We start from the raw sequence: 19710 nt of genomic DNA, 5'->3' as shown, positions 1-19710 counted from the left end.
TTGTTTAAACAAAAATATAATACTTATGATTGGTGAATTAATTGAAAAAGAAGAAATAAATACTTACGATTTTTTGCCCGCAGATATACAATTATCTGAGGAGAAGTTAGCTAAACTTTCTCATGCGCAAAGATTGGGGAACGAGTTTAAATCAAAGGCCTATATTGCGTTTAATACCAAACATGGAATTAAAAAAGTAAGTACAACCGTTTGGTCGGTTACGGAGAAATATCTTCAATTAAAAAATAATGTACACGTCCCTATCAAGTCAGTAGTTGATATTGATTTCTAATAAAAAATCCCAACCTTTTCAGTTGGGATTTTTTATTATGCTATTGCTTATTCATTTTAAGGTTTTCCCTAAAAATTGATTGTATATCTCTTTTCTGATCTATGTTTTTAATTACTTCCAATATCACACTTACTGCATTAGTGTAAAACTCTTGATTAATGTTCTTAAACTCGTCAGTAGCTTTGTGATAGTCTTTGTGATCTTCCACACCAAAATATAAAAACGGAATATTCTTTGCATTAAAGGCGCCTTGGTCACTTTGGTTGGTCCAATCATCATGTCCTAGTTTAGGGTCATCGTGGCCAGCAAGTAGTTTTATATTGGGATTAGTTGTAATCAAATACTTCTTCAATTCTGGATATTTAAATGTTCCAGCCACATAAAGTTCGCCTTTGTCATTATGGCTAATCATATCCATATTAACGTTTAACTTAATTTTTTCTAAGCCAACTGGCGGATTAGCTACAAATGCTTTTGCACCTTGTAAACCCATTTCCTCTGCATCAAATAAGGCAAATACTAAAGTGTAATTTGGTTGGTTGGCTTTAAAGTATTTTGCAAAGCTCAGTAAGGCAGCCACGCCAGAAGCATTATCATCAGCACCATTGTAAATCTCATCTTTAATGATGCCGATATGGTCATAGTGTGCTGAAATGACAATCACATCATCAGATTTACCTTTGATGTAAGAAATAAGATTGATACCCTTAGTTACACTGTTTCTAGTTTTAATCTCGAAATTTTGCTCGTACTTGCCAAAATTAGGATGAGCTTCTACACCAATATCTTTTAACCGCTTTACCAAATAAGCTCTTGATAGTTCGCTGCCTTTGGTTCCAGATTTGCGACCTTCATATTCATCTGATGATAAAATCTCTACGTCTTTTAGCAACTGACTGTTGACTGTTTTCGCTTCCTTAACCGAACCACAACCCAGCTGCAACGCCAAAGGTATAATCAATAATAATCTTTTCATGCTTTTCAATTGAGTTTTAAAGTTATGAATATCCGTTAAAAAAGTTTTGTTTTTGTAAAAACTTGTTAGTTGATTTTTCGTTTGCTGGTAAGTAAGTAAATTGCTGCATAAAATTTTCATAAAATGGAATATAGAAGATTAGGAAAATCTGGTTTACAAGTGAGTGCGCTATCTTTTGGTAGCTGGTTAACTTTTGGTAATCAAATAAGTGATAAAACAGCCGACGAGCTAATGGGTGTAGCCTACGATGCAGGTGTTAATTTTTTTGACAATGCTGAAGGTTATGCAGAAGGTAAATCGGAAATTGTAATGGGGAACATCCTTAAAGCAAAGAAATGGGAACGAGACACATTCGTGGTTTCTAGCAAGGTGTTTTTCGGTGCCGAAAGAAAAGGTCCCAATCAAATGGGTTTATCTCGGAAGCATATTATTGAAGCTTGCAACGCTGCATTGAAGCGTTTACAGGTAGATTATTTGGATTTGTACTTCTGTCATCGCCCTGATAAAAATACACCAATTGAAGAGACCGTGTGGGCAATGAATACACTGTTGCAACAAGGTAAGATTTTATATTGGGGAACATCAGAATGGAGTGCTGCCGAAATTATGGAAGCCATTGCTGTAGCAAAGCAATACAATTTGATTGGCCCTACAATGGAGCAACCGCAGTACAATTTATTTGAGCGTGAGAAATTGGAGAATGAATTTTTGCACTTGTTCAATAACCACGGCTTAGGAACTACAATTTGGTCGCCTTTGGCATCTGGAATTTTATCAGGTAAATACACCAACAGTGGGGTAGAAGGAACTCGTTTGGCGATGCAAGGCTTAGAGTGGCTTAAAGATAGAACATTGGCTGCCGATAGAATGGAGAAAGCTAATGCCCTACAACAATTAGCTAATAGTTTGGATGTTTCTTTAGCAAAGCTATCTATTGCTTGGTGCTTGAAAAATCCGAATGTAAGTACCGTAATTTTAGGTGCTTCGAAAGTGCCTCAATTACTAGAAAACTTACAAGTGTTAGAGGTTTTACCTTTGTTAACTGATGACATTGTAGCTAAAATTGAAGCTATTGTGAAAACGAAACCTGTAGCCCCGCAGTTTTAGTTTTAATGCTATAAAACAGAAAATCCCCAGTAATTACTGGGGATTTTCGCATTTAAAAAGATTACTTATTGCTTTATGATTTTTTGGGTTAATAGCTCTTTATCTCCTTGCAATTGTAGTAAGTATAAACCTTTAGGATAGTTTGCCAGACTTAAACTAATGCTGTATTGCAATTTGCTAATATTAATTTTTTGTAAGATTTTGCCGTTAACATCGGTTAATTTCGCATTTGTAAAGTTCCCTGCATTAAACGTTACTTCAGCTTTGTCTACTGTTGGATTTGGAAATGCTTTTACTGTATTTTGCAATGCAAAACTTACCGTTTTAATACCCAAGTCTTTCGTCGTTCCATTTAAGTCAACTTGTAGTAACTGATAGTAATTAATTCCAGCTGCTGGGTTGTTATCTGTAAATTGATAGTTAGCTCCGTTTGTAGATTTTGCAGATACAGTATTTAACTCGCCAAAGTTTACTCCGTCTAAGCTTCTTTTGATTACGAAGTGGCTATTGTCAGCTTCGTTCGCAGTTTCCCAATGCAATACCGCTGAGTTATTTTGAGCTTTTGCAGTAAAGGAGATTAAGTTAACAGGTAATGTATTAAGATTGTAAAGGTTGTTAATCAGCTCATTATTTAAAGCGTAGTTATATATTTTCAAATCATCAATAGCGCCATTAAACCAGTATTCGTTACCAACACCAACACCCAACCTAAAGATGTCGTTATTATTGAAGGTAGTCCATACTTTAGTTTCCGAGCCAATTAAAGTTCCATTTCTATAAATTTTGGCAGTAGTACCATCATAGGTGTAAGTGAAAAAGTACCAAGTTGCCAATAAATTTGCCGCAGAGCTACTGTGTAGGTTATTATTGTAAGCTAGGTAGGTAACCGCACTGGCCACAAAGGAACCCCCATTAGCTCTATTTAGCACGCCTTGACCATACGAAAAAGTCATGTTGTAGTCTGTTCTCATTGTATTTACTTTTGCCCAAAATGTGATAGTACGAGCAGCGTTTCCGTAAGGCAGCTCAGTAATGGTAGCTTGCGATCCAGTGTTATTAATGTTTAGAGCGCTGTTTGCGTTTCCATGCCTGTCTGCTGTAAAGGATGTTCCGCTATTACTCGAAAAAGGATTAGTACCTAAGGTATTGTTATAAGTATTATTGAAATTGTATTCTGCAATTAATTTTGGTGCCATGCTAGTTGTAAAAGTACCTGTGCTGTTGTTTGTTCCTTTTACATTTGTAGCCTCAATTTCATAATGATAAGTTGTATTCTCTGCTAAGCCGGCAATTGCGGCACTACCTGTAGTTGCAGTACTGCCCGTGGCAGAAAAGCCACTAACTTGGTTATTTAGTGCATTTGCAGCTAAACCATATTTAACTATTGATGTTGAAGCATCATTATTTGCATTTAGCGTATAGTTAATGGTGGCAGCGCTAGATGTTACAGCCGCTGAAACATTAGAAATTGTCGGCCCTTCTTTTAATGTCGTGAAACTTATAATAGGAGAAAAAGATGTTCCAGAGGTATTTTGGCTTCTAAACCTAAAATAGTAAGTAGTGTTCGGTAATAAATTATTTAAGTTCGTGACCATAACCCAAGTACCTGTAGATTGGGTCTGCGATCCTAAATTTGGTGATAAATTAATATTGCTAGGACTTTCCGTAGCTAAATTGTAAGTTACAGTGGCATTGCTAGTTGTAGTAATGTTTCCAACTATCGTAGCTGTTGTGGTGGTAATACTACCTGACGAAGGAGTTGATAGTGTAGCTACCTGCGCTTTGGCAAAAGCAAATGGCATGATGTATAATAATAAAAAGCGTAATTGTTTTTTCATATTTCTGTGATTTAATTTTTATTCGATTTGTCAAAACTAAAGCAACACTTTCCTTTAAAAAATGAATGTTTATGAAAGGTTATTTTGAGTTAACGAAACTTAGAAATCTGAATTTTAAACATTAGCGATGCGTTTTATAGGCCTTTGGTTAATGCAATTAATTGTTTCGTTAACTGAGTAGTTAGATACTACTATCTATTTTATATTTTTGATAAAACGATTTTTATTGAAACAACTCTTCACTGTATTATTTTTCTTTATTACGCAATTAGCTGTCGGTCAAGATCCTTACTATTTTATTGTAGATAAAACAAAAGGCCTACCTTCTAATAGTGTTTATGATATCTACCAAGATAAAAATGGCTTTATGTGGTTTGCTACCGACGATGGCCTGTGTCGTTACGATGGTGCTAAGTTTGATGTCTTTTATTCCGATAAACAAACTTCTAGGGCTGGTTCTAAGATAGCGCAAGACAAATTCGGAAGGATATGGTATAGTAATTTTGATGGTTACCTATATTTTGTAGAAAATGGCAAGTTGTATAGGTTAGATCAAGAAAAACCAATTGGTTTTCACGGATATGCGATCATAGGTGATTTTCTTTTTGTGCTTAAAAAGGGAGGAGTTTGCAAATACAATTTAAAGACGTTAAATGTTGTTGCAGATATTTCAGTAACAGATAAACACGTTATTGCTGCTGCTCAAATGGATAATTCGTTTTATGTATTGGCAGAAGATCTTTTCATCATTAACGTAGATGGTGCGGTTAAAAGAATAAAACTGCCAAATGATTTCTATGCATCGCTTAAGCATGCCATAATGCTTAAAGCTACGCCACAGGGTTTGCTCATGGTTTCTAAAATTACAAATCAGTATTACATATATAGAAATGGCAACTTCTTAAAGAAACAAAAAATAGATCAACCAGATTATGTACATAATTTAACATTTGTAGATCATCGAATTTGGCTTTTTAGTCCTAAGGGAGCCCATATGTTTTCTGCCGACCATAAGCAATCTTCAAACTATTTTAAACAGTTTAATGTTTCTTCTGCCTATAAAGACGACAGAAACAATTATTGGTTTTCTACACTAAATCGTGGCGTCATTTTAGTTCCAAATTTTGATAATTCACTAATCGAGATGGGTTCTCGTCCAATTAGGTTAGCGCTAGATCACAATAAGCTTATAGTTTCTACAGAGAACGAATCGCTTTACGAAATGGATACTAAAAAATATGAAAAACGTATCGTTTACAAAGGAAACAGTAACCATTCCATCAATCACCTATTTGTAGATACAGCCAGCGGAAATTTAATGTTCTCGTCCAATACCTTTAATATTTTATCAAAACCTAAAGCGGTATTGGCAAAGGCACACGTGGCAGTTAAAGAAATTGAAAAAATTGATGATAAGTATTACAGTTTTGCGGCAAGCGGTTTCTTAGGATTGTTTAAAAATTCGTCTTCACGAAAAAGCGAATGGGATAGTTTGTACAATAGCTACAAAGTCAATAAATATAATTTCGAAGAAATAACTTTAAAAAGCGATGTTAACGGAAAATCTACCGCCTACAACCCAAAGAATAAAACCATTTATTATGCAGCCAATATAGGCTTGTTTTTTCTTAATAAACATGGATATGCAGAGTTGAAATCCGCAAACGAAACTCTATTTATCAAGAATTTGGTCGCATTTTATGATAAAGTTTATGCGCTTTCTACCAATGGCAAGCTTTATGAAATTGATTCAAGTAATACAATTTCAGTTTCAAACTTTAGTAAACAACATCCAGCGAAAGATTTATATAGAATTAGCAAATCTAATACACTTTTATTCATCTACACTGCTACTGGTATTTATAGTTACGATATTTCAACTGGAAAGTTCACACAATTGCCAAATTCTTACAAAGACTTCGAAGTTACCGACATTGTCGATTGTGGTGATAAATTTATTTTGGCTACATCAAAAGGTATATTGATAGAGCCCAAAAAGACAATAGAGAAAGTAATTACTCCCGTCTTCAGGATCACTAATTTAACAGTTAATGATGTGGCCGTAGCTCAGGAACAACTGCCCAACTTAGCCTACTATGAAAATAACATTGCAATTAATTATGCTTTGTTAGCGTATACCTTTAGGGAACGATTTCCAATTTATTATAAACTAAATGACGATAAGTGGCAGCTTTTACAAGAGCAAAGTGGTAGTTTAAAGTTAAGCTCTTTGTCTTCTGGGCATTATCTGATCGTGTTTAGAGTAGGTTCAACCGAGCACTACACCAAGCTGTCTTTCGAAATTAAAAAACCATTTTGGTTAACTTTCTGGTTCTTATCCTTTGTTTTTTTAATAGCAGTAATAATCATCTATCTATTTTATCGCTATAAGATTAAACAGCACCAAAAACAAAGTCAGCAGAAATTAGATCGAATAAGTATAGAGAATAATCTAAACCAATCTAAGCTAAAAGCAATTAAGTCGCAGATGAACCCGCATTTTTTCTATAATGCATTGAATACGATCCAATCGTACATTCTTTCTAATGAGAAAAAGCAAGCAGTGAACTACTTGTCTAAATTTGCCAATTTAACGCGTACAATTCTAGAAATGTCTGAAAAGGATGAGGTTTCTTTAACAGAGGAAACCAAGACAATTGGTTTTTATTTAGATATAGAAAAGGCAAGGTTTAATGGCGATTTTGAATACACCATAACAGAATTAGGTATAAATGCAGGCGATGATATCAGGATACCTTCATTATTATTGCAACCTTACCTAGAAAATGCCATTAAGCACGGGCTTTTACATAAAGAAGGAAATAAAATGCTAAAGGTGATTTTTAAAAAAGAGCCTGATAAATTGACAATAACTATAGATGACAACGGTATTGGCCGAAAGAAAAGTATGGCACTTAATGAGATTAAGCAACTTAAACATAAATCGTTCGCTACAGCTGCCATGCAAAGTAGAATTGATTTGTTAAATAAAAATAAGCATCGTAAGATATCAGTTAATTACGTAGATAGAATAGGGCTTAACCAACAGGGAGCTGGAACCGTGGTGATTATTGAGTTACCTTTAACATAGTTGTATGGATGCGATAATAATAGATGATGAAAACAGAGCAAGGATTAACCTTTCGCTGATATTAAGGGAGTATTCCCCGGAGGTGAATGTTGTTGCAGAATGCGAAAATTTATCGCAAGGAGTAAAGGCAATACGTAAATTAAAGCCTGCTATTGTTTTGCTGGACATAGAAATGCCTGGGCATAGCGGCTTAGAATTACTTGATTTTTTTGATGAAAGTGAAATTAACTTCAGCATTATTTTTACTACGGCGTACAACGAATATGCCATCAAAGCTTTCAAATTTTCTGCGGTAGATTATCTCTTGAAGCCCATTGTACCAGAGGAATTGGTAAATGCGATTGGGAGGGTAAGGAAGCTGCAAGATAAGATCCAGGATTATGGCATTTTAAAGGAAAATATCAATAATGTACATTTAGGAAAGATAGCAGTTCCTTCGGGAAGCTCTTTGATATTTTTAGATGTGGATAAAATCTTATTTATTAAGGGCGAAGGAGCATACTCGGAAATAAATATGCAGGATGAAACTAAATACCTGATTAGCCGTAACCTGAAGAACTTCGAAGATGTATTTCAAGATAATCCTGTGTTTTTTAGACCTCATAAATCTTACATCGTGAATTTAAGCCACGTTGTATCTTACAATAAGAGCGATGGAGGAAGTCTTCTTTTTAGGAACAATCAATCAGTGCCTATATCGCCTGACAAATCTCAGATTATTCTAGAGAAGATTCGGTTAGTTAAGAGATAGGTAGTAAAAACGTCATTGCGAGGCACGAAGCAATCTTACAACTAAAGCTAGGCTAAAACTATTGCTTTAAGATTGCTTCGTGCCTCGCAATGACGATTCTGTTGTTGGGGAGACCTAATAATAGGTTAGCCTTACCACACCAGCAATTTTCTTAGCTAAACGAATAACTTGACGGGTATAGCCATATTCGTTATCGTACCATGCATAAAGTACTACAGACTTTCCATCTCTCGAAAGAATGGTTGCAGGTCCATCTACAATTGACGCATGACTGTTGCCAATTAAATCGGTGCTTACCAGTTCATTAGATACAGAATATTCTAACTGTTCTGAAAGGTCGCCAAATAGAGAAGCTTGTTTTAAAACATCTTCTATAACTTCCTTACTAGTTTCCTGATTTAATGAAAGGTTCAATATCGCTAACGAAACATTTGGCGTTGGTACACGAACAGCATTTCCTGTCAGTTTTCCAGCTAATTGGGGCAATACTTTTGCAACGGCCTTATCCGCACCTGTTTCGGTAATTACTAAGTTTAAAGCTGCCGAACGACCTCTGCGGTATTTTTTATGGTAGTTATCTAATAAATTTTGATCATTAGTATACGAATGTACTGTTTCGATGTGCCCTTTCTCGATACCAAAATTATCTTCAATTACTTTCAACACAGGAATGATTGCATTGGTAGTACAAGAAGCATTTGAAAATATAGTTTCTTCCTTGAAATCGAAATCGCCATCATTAATGCCGGTAACAATATTTGGAATATCGCCTTTGGCTGGAGCGGTTAACAAAACCTTGCTTACGCCCTTAGCGCTTAGGTGACGGCTCAATCCCTCACGATCACGATAAACTCCAGTGTTGTCGATCACTAAAGCGTCATTAATGCCATATTCAGTGTAATCCGCATCTTCAGGGTTTTTAACAACAATTAGATAAACCGTCTGACCGTTAATGATCAACGCTTTATTCTCGCGATCTTCAACAATAGTACCATTAAACGGACCGTGGATAGAATCTGTGCGTAACAGCTCTGCACGTTTGGTTAATTCTTCATCGCTGTAGCTGCGGGTTACAATGGCACGCAGACGTAACTGTTCGCCTTTTCCGGCCTGTACAATTAATTCTCTTGCTGCAATACGACCAATACGTCCAAATCCGTACAAAATTACGTCTTTAGGTTTTAGAGTGATTTTATCCTTGCCGATGTGCTTTCCTAGTTTATTGATTACGAAATCGTGCATAGAAGATTGCGTATTACTGTCATCGAGCCACTCAGAAGCTAGTCTGCCAATATCAATACGGGATGGAGCCAAGCTCGATTTTGCAATAGTGTTGGCGAGCTCTAATGTTTCGTAGATAGAAATGTCTTTGCCGCTAATCTCTTTGGCATATTGGTGATAGGCCAGAATTTCACTGCTGCCAACGTCAAACAAAGGTTTACGGAATAGTACTAATTCGATAGATCTATCGTACCATAAATGGCCAACGCATTTAATAAGCTCTAGTGCTTTTTTTTCTTTTTCAATCCAGTTTTGAAACTCCGACTGATATTTATTAGACATACAAGAAAATTATTTTGGTTAGAAATGCTGCAAAAGTAAAAAAGATTGAGCGAGTGCCCAATCTTTTTCAATTTATTTTTCTTGTAAAATATTGTTTTTCAGTGTGTTGAAATTACACTAAGTTGTGTGTAAAGTGCTTAACCTAAGTACGATTTCAAGATTTTACTTCTAGAAGTATGACGTAAACGTTGTAGCGCTTTATCTTTAATTTGACGTACACGTTCACGAGTTAAATTGAATTTTTCACCAATTTCTTCTAATGAAAGCGGATGGTTAGTGCTTAAGCCAAAGAACAATACGATGATTTCTCTTTCTCTTTCGGTTAAAGTAGATAAAGAACGTTTGATCTCTTCAGAAAGCGACTCGTTAATTAAGTTGCTATCAGTATTAGGTTCGTGGTTTTCTAATACATCTAATAACGTGTTTTCCTCTCCTTGAACAAATGGCGCATCCATAGAAACGTGACGACCAGAGTTGCTCAAAGTATCAGAAATTTTGTCTACAGTCGTTTCTAAGATATCAGCTAATTCTTCTGGAGAAGGCTCACGCTCATATTCTTGCTCTAATTTAGAGAAAGCTTTACTGATTTTACTTAACGAACCTACTTGGTTTAACGGCAAACGTACAATACGGCTTTGTTCAGCAATAGCTTGTAAAATCGATTGACGGATCCACCATACCGCATAAGAAATGAATTTAAAACCTTTAGTTTCATCAAAACGTTTTGCTGCTTTAATTAAACCTAAGTTACCTTCATTAATTAAATCTCCTAAGGTTAAACCTTGATTTTGGTATTGCTTGGCAACAGAAACCACGAAACGTAAATTGGTTTTTGTTAACCTTTCAAGAGCGGCTTGATCTCCCTCACGAATCTTACGAGCTAAAATTACTTCTTCTTCGGCTGTAATTAAATCCACCTTTCCAATCTCGTGTAAGTACTTATCTAAAGATTGACTTTCGCGGTTGGTAATGGATTGGGTTATTTTGAGTTGTCTCATTTATATGTATTGGTCCTCGTTTTGTTTTTTCAGAACTGCAAAAATATGATTTTTTTGTGCATTACTGAAAGTTAAATTACTGAAAATGTTGTGTTTTGTCACCTTTTTTTGAACGATTTGTTTATAGCAAAAATCATTCCAAGTTATTAACATGTCAGCTTGAAAATAGTTTGTTGTTGGTGTTTTAACTTTTTGATTTTCAATTATTTATTTAACTTTTTGCTAGCGTTTGTATCAACGAAATTTAATTTGTTTTGCTGTAATTTAAGCTAACCTTGATGTTATACTGACACAACTGCCAGTTAGCGTAGCATAAACTGATATTAAATTAGGACAGCTATCTCCACAAGTTGTGAATTATATTGCCAATTATATGTAAAACAATTTATATGATATCGCTAAGCGAGAAAGTATTTTTTAATCGTACGCCTTTTTCCGTATGCTGTAGTGTGCAACACTCGTTAATAGGATCATGTTCTAAATATAAGATGTAGTCGTTAGTCGCTGCTTCTTCCAGGAAATCTTTCTTTTCCTTTAACGTTTGTAATGGAAACATATCGTACGACATTACGTAGGGTAGTGGGATGTGACCAGTAGAAGGCAGCAAATCTGCCATGTAGACAATGGTTTTGTCTTTGTATTGTAGCTGTGGCAACATCATAGCATCGGTGTGTCCATACGCAAAGCGGATATTAATTCCATCATGAAAATGAACGTTTTGTTGCGTAGGTATAAATTTAAGCTGTCTACTTTCTTGTATAGGAAGAATGTTCTCTTTCAGAAATGATGCTTTTTCTCTTGCATTTGGCGTTACTGCCCAATCCCAGTGCTGTTGGTTGCTCCAATAAATTGCATTTTTAAACGCAGGGCGAAGTTGATCGCCATATCTTTCAATAGAGCCACCGCAATGATCGAAATGCAGGTGAGTTAGGAAAACATCAGTAATGTCATCTCTGTGAAAACCATGGGCAGCAAGTGATTTGTCTAAGGTATCATCGCCATGCAAGTAATAGTGACCAAAGAATTTGTCGTCTTGTTTGTTGCCTAATCCGTTATCAACCAAAATCAGTCTACCGCCATCTTCAATCAAAAGACATCGCATTGCCCAAGAACATAAGTTGTTCTCATCTGCTGGATTAGTTTTCTGCCAAATAGATTTAGGTACAACGCCAAACATTGCGCCGCCGTCTAGCTTGAAATTTCCGGTATTAATGGTGTAAAGTTTCATTTGGTTTACGATTTTAGATTTACGAATTACGATTTTGCATTATATGTCGAAATGTCAATCTTGGTTAATTGTAGCGAAAGTGGCTTAAAACAAAAATTGGTTAATTGCAATATAACAATTAACCAATTCGAACAGTTTAAACAATTAAACTTATAAATGGATTACTTCTCCGTATGCATCAGCGGCAGCTTCCATAATGGCCTCGCTCATCGTAGGGTGAGGGTGAACTGCTTTAATCATTTCGTGACCTGTAGTTTCTAATTTACGAGCTACTACGATTTCAGCAATCATTTCGGTTACGTTAGCACCAATCATGTGTGCGCCTAATAATTCTCCGTATTTAGCATCAAAAATTAATTTCACAAAACCATCTTTTGCACCAGCGGCACTTGCTTTACCTGAGGCCGAGAATGGGAATTTTCCAATTTTCAACTCGTAACCGGCAGCTTTAGCAGCTTTTTCAGTATAACCTACAGAAGCAATCTCTGGTGAACAATAAGTGCAGCCTGGGATATTGTTGTAATCTAAAGGCTCAACATGTTGACCAGCAATTTTCTCAACGCAAATGATACCTTCCGCAGAAGCTACGTGTGCCAACGCTTGACCCGGAACCACATCGCCAATAGCGTAATATCCTTTTACTGAAGTATTATAATATTCGTCAACAACGATTTTGCCTTTATCAGTTTTGATGCCCACTTCTTCTAAACCAATGTTTTCAATGTTAGCAACAACACCAGCGGCAGAAAGTACAATATCGCACTCGATAGTTTGCATACCACTAGCAGTTTTTACTTGAACTTTGCAGCCAGCACCACTAGTATCTACCGACTCTACAGATGAAGAAGTCATAATCTCGATACCAGTTTTCTTTAAGCTACGTAGCAGTTGTTTTGAAACGTCTTCATCTTCTACAGGTACAACATGCTCCATAAACTCTACGATGGTAACTTTTGTACCCATTGTAGCGTAGAAGTAAGCAAACTCAACACCGATAGCGCCAGAACCCACAACTACCATTGATTTTGGTTGTTGAGGTAGTACCATCGCTTGGCGGTAACCTATTACTTTTTTGCCATCTTGCTTTAAGTTAGGCAACTCTCTAGAACGAGCACCTGTAGCAATGACGATATTTTTAGCAGAAAGTTCTTTTTGAGAACCGTCAGTGCCTTTAACTTCAACTTTGTTGCCGGCTTTAACTTTGCCGGTACCCATTACTACTTCAATTTTGTTCTTCTTCATTAAGAATTGAACACCTTTGCTCATGCCGTCTGCCACGCCACGACTACGTTTCACCACAGCATCGAAATCAGCCTTAGCCTCAGAAGTAGTGATACCATAATCTGCAGCATGATTGATATATTCGAAAACCTGTGCACTTTTTAATAAAGCTTTAGTAGGGATACAGCCCCAGTTTAGGCAAATTCCACCTAATGATTCGCGTTCTACAATAGCAACTTTCATTCCTAACTGAGACGCTCTAATGGCAGTAACATATCCGCCCGGACCGCTACCCAACACAATTAAATCGTAGTTCATATTATTTTATAAAGGGAAATTAACGTGATAATTTGTTGCCAAAATTAAAAAAAATGTTGATTAAACCATAGGGTGTGAAATAACGTAATTGCAATAAAATAGCTGAAGCACTGAAATTTTGGTAAAACTTTTTATTGGCAGTTGATAATTTGGTATGTAGTTGCAAGTTCAACAATATTATTCGCTTATTTTAAGTATGTTAAGTGTTGGTAAGTTTTGAAATAGTTAATAATAATTTAACATTGGGATAGAAGCTGTAATGAAATTAATACCTAGATTTGCAGCGGTATTTTTTAACATATCTTAACAAAACACAATTAAATTCATTTACAAAGAGCATGAAAAAATCTTTACTATTAAAAATTGTATCGGTTATTCTTGTGGTAGTTGGCTTTGTGGGTTCGGTGAACGCACAGGTAACTTCTTCATCAATAACAGGTTCGATTAAAGACTCAAAAGAATCTTTACCAGGTGCGGGCATCAAGGCTACACATACACCAACTGGTACTGTCTACACTACTACTACTAATAATGATGGTAGATACAACATTCCTAATGCTAGAGTTGGTGGTCCTTACAAACTAGAATTTAGCTTTGTTGGTTATCAAACAAAAGTCGTTGAAGATATTTATCTTAAATTAGGTGATGCTACAGTCTTAAACGTTCAATTAGATGATAATGTGAACACGTTGAAAGACGTTGTAATCACAGGCTCGGCGTCAGGTAGTAAATCTAAAATAGGAGCTGCCACCTCAATTTCTAGACAACAAATTGCAGAATTGCCAGCAATCTCTAGGAGTATAACAGATTTGACTAAGTTAACACCTCAATCTAGCTCTGCGGGTAATGGTTTTTCATTTGCAGGAAGAAATGCGTTGTTTAACTCTTTAACGTTAGACGGTGCTCAAATGAATAACGTATTCGGTTTATCTGCTCTTCCAGGTGGACAAACTGGTGCTCAGCCTTTTACCTTAGAAGCTTTAGATGAGCTTCAAATTAACCTAGCTCCGTATGACGTGAAGCAAAGTGGTTTCACAGGTGCAGGTGTTAACGCAGTAACTAAATCTGGAACCAACAAGTTTTCAGGTGCCATATATACTTATTACAAGAATCAAAATTTACAAGGTTATGAAGTAGGTGACTTTACTGTTCCAAGAAATGCTGGTTCAGCTTTTGCTAACAAGCAAGTTGGTTTCACTTTAGGTGGTCCTATTTTAAAAGACAAATTGTTCTTCTTCGTAAATGGAGAGGTTAGTCGTAGATCTGCACCATTTTCAACAATACAGGTTAATAGAGGCACTACCGGATCAGGTATCTCTAGAGTTACTTTGAGTGATATGTTGACTGTGAAAAATCTTGTTGCATCAAGATTTGGTTATGATGCTGGAGAGATTGATGGATATAGCAACCTTACTGAAGCAGATAATATTACAGCGAGATTAGATTGGAACATCAGTAATTCTCAGAAATTAACAATCAGATACAACTATCTTAATTCTTTCGAGGATAAAGCTCCAAGTGGTTCTGGCTCTAGAAATGGTAGAGGTCCTAGTGTGAACTCAATGATTTTTTCAAATCTTCGTTACAAGCAATTCAATAATATGAATTCGATAACTGCAGAGTTGAATTCTAGATTTGGAAACAAGTTTGCTAATAACCTTCAATTGATTTATACTGGTTTTAGAGATTATAGAGAGCAAAATGGTGGTGCTTTCCCTCTAGTTGATATTGAGGATGGTGCTAATAACAATTATATTTCGTTAGGTTCGGAACCATTTAGTGGTTTAAATAGATTAAATCAAGATATCTATACTTTAAACAATAACTTTAATATTTTTGCAGGTAACCATACAATTACTTTAGGTGGTACAGTAGGTTTCCAGAAATTTGCGAATGCGTTTGGTCAGTTTTTCAGTGGACAATTTAGATACAGAAGTCTTTCTGATTTTGTAGCTGCTGCAAATGGAAACACTTCAATTGTGCCTCTTCAATACCAATTAACATATTCTGCTGATCCTAATAATCCTACTCCATACGCTACTTTTAGCCAAATGCCAGTAGCTTTTTATGCGCAAGATGAATGGTATGTAAAGCCAAACTTCAAATTATCTTACGGTGTAAGAATGGATTTACCTATTTACACTGCTGATATTCCTTCTAACCCATTAGTAACTGCTATGAGTTTTAGAGATGGAGAGAAGTTAGACGTAGGACAGCTTCCTAAAACACAAATGCTTTTTTCTCCTAGATTAGGTTTCAACTGGGATGTGTTTAAAAATTCAAATTTAATTGTTCGTGGTGGTTCTGGTATCTTCACGGGTGCTTCTACAGGAGTTTGGTTAACTAACCAAGCTGGTAACACTGGATTAATGTTTGGTCAAGATTTTTTAACAAATCCTACAAATCGTCCATTTAACCCTAATCCTTCAGCGTATATCCCGGCAAACGTGAATATTCCATCTACATTTGCGATAAACCTTACAGCACCCAATTTCAAATTGCCTCAAATTTGGAGATCAAGTTTAGCAATTGATTATAAATTGCCAGGAGGTATATTAGCTACTTTAGAAGGTATGTACACTAACTCTATTAATGAGATTTATCACAGAAACGCAAACTTAGTTAATCCAGCAGGTAATTACACTGCTACAGGTGATACTAGACCTTACTTTCCTGGAGTTTCAGCTACTTCAGGTAATGCGAGTGCGGCTCCAAATAGAGTTAACTCAAACATCACTAATGCTATCGTGTTAGACAATACGTCATTAGGTTATGCTTACAATGTAACTGCGCAACTTCAAAAGAGATTTGGTGAGATAGCTAACGTTATGGTAGCATATACAAGAAGCGATGCAAGAGATATTACTTCGAACCCTGGTTCACAAGCTAACTCGGCATTCTCAGGAAACCCTGTTGTTGGAGATCCTAACAAACCTGTTTTAGCATATAGCAGTTTTGTTGTTAGAAACAGAATAATTGCTTCGGTTAACTTTAACGTTAAATTAATCCCTAATTCTCCAACTTCTATTGGATTAATCTACGAAGGTTCTCCTTACGGTGATGGTTTTGGAAATACTCGTTTCTCTTATCAAGTAGCCGGTGACGTAAACGCTGATGGAAATAGTAATGATTTGATGTATGTTCCTAGAGATATCAATGATATCATGATTGTTCCTACTACTGGAGCGAACGGAGAAACTGCGCAAGCTCAATGGAACAGATTAGATAGTTATATCAATCAAGACAAATATTTAAGCACTAGAAGAGGACAATACGCTGAAAGAAATGGCGCTGAATATCCTTGGGCGAATCGTGTTGATGTAAGAGTTATGCAGGAGATCAGAACTATGTTTGGTAAAGAATTTGGTAACAGATTCCAATTAAGCATGGATATTGTGAACTTTGGTAACTTGTTAAACAAAAACTGGGGTATTACTAAAATACCTTCATTGGCTACTCCTGTATCATATATTGGTAGAGATGCTGCGACAGGTAGACCGAGATATAATGTAAGAACTGATTTAGGTACTACTACTTTTAGAGATAATACAGGTATGGGTTCTAGATATCAAATCCAAATTGGAGCAAGATACGCTTTTAACTAAGTTGTAAAATACACAATACAATATCTAAATCCCCAAGCATTTGCTTGGGGATTTTTTTGTTTATAGCTACCTTAGATTAAACCCTAACTCAAAAATTATGGATCAAAAAATCATTAACCTTTATGACTCTTATACGCACAGCCAAATTAGTCGTAAAGACTTTATGAAGAAGTTGGCTATTTTAACTGGTAGTACTGCGTTAGCTTTGACTATTCTGCCAAGTTTAGAAAGCAACTATGCAGCCGCTGCAACAGTTAAAGATGATGAGGTACATAGTGAGGAGATCACTTTTCCAGGAGCCGAAGGACAGATGCAAGGTTTGTTTGCCATGCCGAAGGGAAATAAAAAGAAGTTAGGTACGGTGGTGGTAATTCACGAAAATAGAGGCCTAACCCCGCATATTAAAGATGTAACCAAACGAGTAGCTTTGGCCGGTTTTGTAGCGCTAGGCGTAGATGCTTTATCTCCAATAGGCGGAACGCCTGCGGATGAAAATAAAGGCAGGGAAATGATAGGTAAGCTAGATGCCGAGAAGAACTTGCAAAACTATTTGAAAGCATTGGACTTTTTGAGGGCACATCCAACAGGGAATGGTAAAACTGGTGTTGTCGGTTTTTGTTGGGGTGGCGCAATGGCAAATAAACTAGCCGTTGCAGATCCGTTATTAAATGCTGCGGTAGCTTATTATGGCTCGCAAGCTAAGGCAGAGGATGTGCCTAAAATTAAAGCGAGTTTATTATTGCAATATGGCGGTTTAGACGAACGTATCAATGCAGGTATCCCGGCCTACGAAGAAGCCTTAAAAGCAAATAAAACTGACTACAAATTATATGTATACGAAGGAGTGAACCATGCTTTTAATAACGATACAGCGCCTACAAGATACAATGAAGCCGCTGCTAAATTAGCTTGGCAACGCACTATAGATTTATTTAAGAAGAAGTTGGGATAAACTATTTGTCATTCCGAAGAACGAGAAAATTAAGTTAATAAATAGATTCCTCGTGCCTCGGAATGACAGTTTTAAAGGTTAGTTATAAACAAACTCTCCAAACTCACTCTTTATAGTGACTTGTTTTTGCTCGCTTTTTTCTACGCTACCAATAATTTGCGCATCAATGTTGAAGCTTTTTGAAATAGCAATAATATCTTCTGCAATTTCTGCAGGAACATAAAGCTCCATACGGTGCCCCATGTTAAAGACTTTGTACATTTCTTTCCAGTCAGTACCAGATTGTTCTTGTATCAGTTTAAATAGGGGAGGAATTGGGAATAAATTATCTTTAATTACGTGTACGTCTTCATTAACGAAATGCAAAACTTTAGTTTGTGCACCACCGCTGCAATGTACAATACCATCAATTTGGCTGCGGTATTTGTCTAAAACCTGTTTAATTACCGGCGCATAAGTACGCGTTGGCGATAATACCAATTTCCCTGCAGTTACGCTTTCATTATCACTAATCTGAACCAAATCAGTTAATTGTTTGCCGCCAGAAAATACCAAATCAAAAGGTACACCTGGATCAAAACTTTCAGGATATTTATTCGCAACAGTTTTCTCAAAAACATCGTGACGGGCAGAAGTTAAGCCGTTAGAGCCCATACCACCGTTATATTCAGTTTCGTAAGTAGCTTTTCCGTAAGACGCTAAACCAACTACTACGTTACCAGCTTTAATGTTATCGTTGCTGATTACTTCATCGCGTTTCATACGGCAAGTAACAGTAGAATCTACAATAATGGTACGCACTAAATCGCCAACATCAGCAGTTTCGCCACCAGTAGAGTAGATAGAAATGCCTAACTCTCTTAGTTCTGCTAAAATTTCTTCTGTTCCGTTAATAATAGCTGCGATTACTTCGCCAGGAATTAGGTTTTTATTACGGCCAATAGTAGAAGACAACAAGATTTGATCTGTAGCACCCACGCAAATTAAATCGTCGATGTTCATGATGATGGCGTCTTGCGCAATACCTTTCCAAACAGAAAGATCACCAGTTTCTTTCCAGTAAGTGTAAGCTAAAGACGATTTGGTACCAGCGCCATCGGCATGCATAATGTTGCAGAAATCAGGATCGTTGCCCAGAATATCCGGAATGATTTTGCAGAATGCTTTCGGGAAAATTCCTTTGTCGATGTTTTTGATGGCTGCATGTACATCTTCTTTAGATGCAGAAACGCCACGTTGGTTGTACCTATTGTCGCTCATAATTGCTGCAAAGATAGCTTTTTAAGCCGAAAGCATAAAGCTGAAAGCACAAAGAAATAGTAGTGTAATTTTAATTTGAAAAGCAGTTTTGATGGTGTTTTTTATCGGTCGTCGGGCTTTCCGTTTTAATCTTTTTGTTTGGGCTACTCTGTCATTCCGAAGAACGAGGAATCTACAAATGAAGTGCTTTAAGTTACAGATCCTTCACTAGCGTTCAGGATGACAGGTAAAACAAAAAGGATTACCACTTCAATCCTGTTTAGTTAACTAGGGCTTTTGCAGGTTAATTTAAAATAGTAGTATGAACGGTTGTGCAATAAACCCGATTGAAGCGAAAATACTTTTTTTGTTACTGTCGTTGCCCCCCCCCCCAGATGTCATGCTGAGCTTGTCGAAGCATGTGCAAACTATGAAACAGATCCTTCGATAAACTCAGGATGACAATGTCAAAAAAAGATTTTAGCGGAAAGCGGGGGCTGACTTTGATTGAAAGTAGAAAGTAGCTTTTCT

13 protein-coding genes are annotated in these 19710 nt (G+C 36.4%); 6 read left to right on the top strand and 7 right to left on the bottom strand.

What is annotated here, in order from left to right; translation table 11 throughout:
* Nucleotides 1-25 precede the first annotated feature (25 nt).
* Complete coding sequence (locus AC23ME_RS07755) at nt 26-292, top strand: hypothetical protein (protein ID WP_487727185.1); 267 nt, start codon at nt 26-28, stop codon at nt 290-292.
* Between the two features lie 40 nt (nt 293-332).
* On the opposite strand, the gene AC23ME_RS07750 is transcribed toward AC23ME_RS07755, so the two are convergent.
* Nucleotides 333-1268 (bottom strand): M20/M25/M40 family metallo-hydrolase, encoded by a 936-nt coding sequence (locus AC23ME_RS07750; protein ID WP_487727184.1) that lies wholly within the window; start codon nt 1266-1268, stop codon nt 333-335.
* Between the two features lie 123 nt (nt 1269-1391).
* Between AC23ME_RS07750 and AC23ME_RS07745 the strand changes: the two genes are divergently transcribed.
* On the top strand, nt 1392-2375 hold the full coding sequence (locus AC23ME_RS07745; protein ID WP_487727183.1) for a potassium channel beta subunit family protein: 984 nt from the start codon (nt 1392-1394) through the stop codon (nt 2373-2375).
* A 65-nt stretch (nt 2376-2440) separates the two neighbouring features.
* Here AC23ME_RS07745 and AC23ME_RS07740 read toward each other — a convergent pair whose 3' ends face one another.
* A complete protein-coding gene (locus AC23ME_RS07740; RefSeq protein ID WP_487727182.1) occupies nt 2441-4213 on the bottom strand; it encodes a LamG-like jellyroll fold domain-containing protein in 1773 nt (590 codons plus the stop codon).
* A gap of 226 nt (nt 4214-4439) precedes the next feature.
* Here AC23ME_RS07740 and AC23ME_RS07735 point away from each other — a divergent pair, with 226 nt between their 5' ends.
* Together AC23ME_RS07735 and AC23ME_RS07730 are read left to right on the top strand one after the other, a co-directional pair.
* The gene (locus AC23ME_RS07735) at nt 4440-7304 is read left to right on the top strand and encodes a sensor histidine kinase (protein WP_487727181.1); all 2865 of its coding nucleotides are present in this window, start codon (nt 4440-4442) and stop codon (nt 7302-7304) included.
* A gap of 4 nt (nt 7305-7308) precedes the next feature.
* Nucleotides 7309-8055: a LytR/AlgR family response regulator transcription factor gene (locus AC23ME_RS07730; protein ID WP_487727180.1), complete on the top strand. Its 747-nt coding sequence runs from the start codon at nt 7309-7311 to the stop codon at nt 8053-8055.
* Nucleotides 8056-8169: 114 nt separating this feature from the next.
* Here the strand turns inward: AC23ME_RS07730 and AC23ME_RS07725 are convergent, their stop codons facing one another.
* The 4 genes from AC23ME_RS07725 to lpdA all read right to left on the bottom strand — a co-directional run bounded on the left by AC23ME_RS07725 (nt 8170) and on the right by lpdA (nt 13383).
* A complete protein-coding gene (locus tag AC23ME_RS07725; protein ID WP_487727179.1) occupies nt 8170-9618 on the bottom strand; it encodes a glyceraldehyde-3-phosphate dehydrogenase in 1449 nt (482 codons plus the stop codon).
* Nucleotides 9619-9755: 137 nt separating this feature from the next.
* Nucleotides 9756-10616, bottom strand: coding sequence for a sigma-70 family RNA polymerase sigma factor (locus AC23ME_RS07720; protein WP_055130013.1), 861 nt, complete (start codon nt 10614-10616; stop codon nt 9756-9758).
* Nucleotides 10617-11001: 385 nt separating this feature from the next.
* Nucleotides 11002-11844: an MBL fold metallo-hydrolase gene (locus AC23ME_RS07715; RefSeq protein WP_487727178.1), complete on the bottom strand. Its 843-nt coding sequence runs from the start codon at nt 11842-11844 to the stop codon at nt 11002-11004.
* Between the two features lie 150 nt (nt 11845-11994).
* Nucleotides 11995-13383 (bottom strand): dihydrolipoyl dehydrogenase, encoded by a 1389-nt coding sequence (gene lpdA, locus AC23ME_RS07710; RefSeq protein ID WP_487727177.1) that lies wholly within the window; start codon nt 13381-13383, stop codon nt 11995-11997.
* Nucleotides 13384-13721: 338 nt separating this feature from the next.
* Here lpdA and AC23ME_RS07705 point away from each other — a divergent pair, with 338 nt between their 5' ends.
* Both AC23ME_RS07705 and AC23ME_RS07700 read left to right on the top strand, forming a co-directional pair.
* Entirely contained in the window at nt 13722-16988 is a 3267-nt protein-coding gene (locus AC23ME_RS07705) for a TonB-dependent receptor (RefSeq protein ID WP_487727176.1), read from the top strand.
* Between the two features lie 97 nt (nt 16989-17085).
* A complete protein-coding gene (locus AC23ME_RS07700; protein WP_487727175.1) occupies nt 17086-17940 on the top strand; it encodes a dienelactone hydrolase family protein in 855 nt (284 codons plus the stop codon).
* 78 nt (nt 17941-18018) lie between these two features.
* Here AC23ME_RS07700 and AC23ME_RS07695 read toward each other — a convergent pair whose 3' ends face one another.
* Nucleotides 18019-19200, bottom strand: a complete 1182-nt coding sequence (locus AC23ME_RS07695) for an AIR synthase related protein (RefSeq protein ID WP_487727174.1) — start codon at nt 19198-19200, stop codon at nt 18019-18021.
* Nucleotides 19201-19710: the final 510 nt, after the last annotated feature.

The sequence above is a fragment of the Pedobacter sp. T50_32 genome (genome assembly GCF_057652195.1).
The sequence above is the reverse complement of the archived record's forward strand: the minus strand, read 5'-3'. Positions and strand labels throughout refer to the sequence as shown.

What these genes read in the sequence shown, in the direction of transcription:
- AC23ME_RS07750 (WP_487727184.1), bottom strand. Translation starts at nt 1,268, where the DNA reads ATGAAAAGATTATTATTGATTATACCTTTGGCGTTGCAGCTGGGTTGT.
- AC23ME_RS07705 (WP_487727176.1), top strand. Translation starts at nt 13,722, where the DNA reads ATGAAAAAATCTTTACTATTAAAAATTGTATCGGTTATTCTTGTGGTA.
- lpdA (WP_487727177.1), bottom strand. Translation starts at nt 13,383, where the DNA reads ATGAACTACGATTTAATTGTGTTGGGTAGCGGTCCGGGCGGATATGTT.
- AC23ME_RS07725 (WP_487727179.1), bottom strand. Translation starts at nt 9,618, where the DNA reads ATGTCTAATAAATATCAGTCGGAGTTTCAAAACTGGATTGAAAAAGAA.
- AC23ME_RS07715 (WP_487727178.1), bottom strand. Translation starts at nt 11,844, where the DNA reads ATGAAACTTTACACCATTAATACCGGAAATTTCAAGCTAGACGGCGGC.
- AC23ME_RS07755 (WP_487727185.1), top strand. Translation starts at nt 26, where the DNA reads ATGATTGGTGAATTAATTGAAAAAGAAGAAATAAATACTTACGATTTT.
- AC23ME_RS07745 (WP_487727183.1), top strand. Translation starts at nt 1,392, where the DNA reads ATGGAATATAGAAGATTAGGAAAATCTGGTTTACAAGTGAGTGCGCTA.
- AC23ME_RS07740 (WP_487727182.1), bottom strand. Translation starts at nt 4,213, where the DNA reads ATGAAAAAACAATTACGCTTTTTATTATTATACATCATGCCATTTGCT.
- AC23ME_RS07730 (WP_487727180.1), top strand. Translation starts at nt 7,309, where the DNA reads ATGGATGCGATAATAATAGATGATGAAAACAGAGCAAGGATTAACCTT.
- AC23ME_RS07695 (WP_487727174.1), bottom strand. Translation starts at nt 19,200, where the DNA reads ATGAGCGACAATAGGTACAACCAACGTGGCGTTTCTGCATCTAAAGAA.
- AC23ME_RS07720 (WP_055130013.1), bottom strand. Translation starts at nt 10,616, where the DNA reads ATGAGACAACTCAAAATAACCCAATCCATTACCAACCGCGAAAGTCAA.
- AC23ME_RS07700 (WP_487727175.1), top strand. Translation starts at nt 17,086, where the DNA reads ATGGATCAAAAAATCATTAACCTTTATGACTCTTATACGCACAGCCAA.